Origin of the sequence: Kitasatospora sp. NPDC057223 (assembly GCF_042669755.1) — a bacterium.
Taxonomy (GTDB): Bacteria; Actinomycetota; Actinomycetes; order Streptomycetales; family Streptomycetaceae; genus Kitasatospora.
Map to the genome: position 1 here is coordinate 1 of NZ_JBHUWW010000302.1, position 1,462 is coordinate 1,462.

Here is a 1,462-nt window from a genome sequence, read left to right on the forward strand (position 1 = left end):
GCCTACGCCGTCAGCCGCTACCGCTTCCGCGGACGCAAGCTGTTCACCGTCACGGTCCTCTCCACCCAGATGTTCCCCGGCATCCTGTTCCTGCTCCCGCTGTTCCTCATCTTCGTGAACATCGGCAACAGCACCGGCATCGCCCTGCTCGGCAGCCGCGGCGGCCTCATCCTCACCTACCTCACCTTCTCCCTCCCCTTCTCCATCTGGATGCTCGTCGGCTACTTCGACTCCATCCCCCGCGACCTCGACGAGGCCGCCGCCGTCGACGGCTGCGGACCCCTGCGCACCCTCCTCAAGATCGTCGTCCCCGCCGCCGTCCCCGGCATCGTCGCCGTCTCCGTCTACGCCTTCATGACCGCCTGGGGCGAGGTCCTCTTCGCCTCGGTGATGACCAACCAGAGCACCCGCACCCTCGCCGTCGGCCTCCAGGGCTACGCCACCCAGAACAACGTCTACTGGAACCAGGTGATGGCCGCCTCCCTCGTGGTCAGCATCCCCGTCGTCGCCGGATTCCTCCTCCTGCAGCGCTACCTGGTCGCCGGCCTCACCGCCGGAGCCGTCAAGTGACCACCCCTGAAAGGCTCTCCGTGAACGACCTCAGCGCACTCCCCGACGACTTCCTCTGGGGCGCCGCCACCGCCGCCTACCAGATCGAGGGAGCCGTCGAGGAGGACGGCCGCGCCCCCTCCATCTGGGACACCTTCTCCCACACCCCCGGCAAGGTCGACAACGGCGACACCGGCGACGTGGCCTGCGACCACTACCACCGCTGGCCCGAAGACCTCGCCATAGCCGGCAACCTCGGCCTCGACGCCTACCGCTTCTCCATCGCCTGGCCCCGCGTCATCCCCCACGCCGACGGCCGCATCAACCAGGCCGGCCTCGACTTCTACGACCGCCTCACCGACACCCTCCTCGAAAAGGGCATCACCCCCTTCCCCACCCTCTACCACTGGGACCTCCCCCAGGCCCAGCAGGACCGCGGCGGCTGGCCCGTGCGCGAGACCGCCGAACGCTTCGGCGAGTACGCCCACGTCGTCGCCGGCGCCCTCGGCGACCGCATCACCAACTGGGCCACCCTCAACGAGCCGCTCTGCTCCGCCTGGATCGGCCACCTCGACGGCAACATGGCACCCGGCGTCAAGGACCTCACCGCCGCCGTCCGCACCTCCTACCACCTGCACCTGGGCCACGGCCTCGCCGTCCAGGCCCTGCGCGCGGCGATCCCCAACGCCAGCATCGGCATCGTCAACAACCTCAGCCCCGTCCACCCCGCCACCGACAGCGACAGCGACCGCCTCGCCGCCCAGTACGCCGACGGCCACATCAACCGCTGGTGGCTCGACCCCGTCCTCGGCCGCGGCTACCCCCAGGACATGCTCGACCTCTACGGCGTCGAACTGCCCGTCCAGAGCGGCGACATGGAACTCATCAGCGCCCCCCTCGACTGGATCGGCCT

Annotated in this window: 2 protein-coding genes; both read left to right on the plus strand. The window is 69.6% G+C overall.

Annotated elements, in window-relative coordinates:
* A partial coding sequence (locus ACFUK0_RS40175; RefSeq protein ID WP_380259044.1) for a carbohydrate ABC transporter permease occupies nt 1–570 on the plus strand: 570 nt, incomplete at its 5' end.
* Nucleotides 571–590: 20 nt separating this feature from the next.
* Nucleotides 591–1,462, plus strand: an 872-nt coding sequence (locus tag ACFUK0_RS40180; RefSeq protein WP_380259046.1) for a family 1 glycosylhydrolase, incomplete at its 3' end; no start/stop codon positions are given.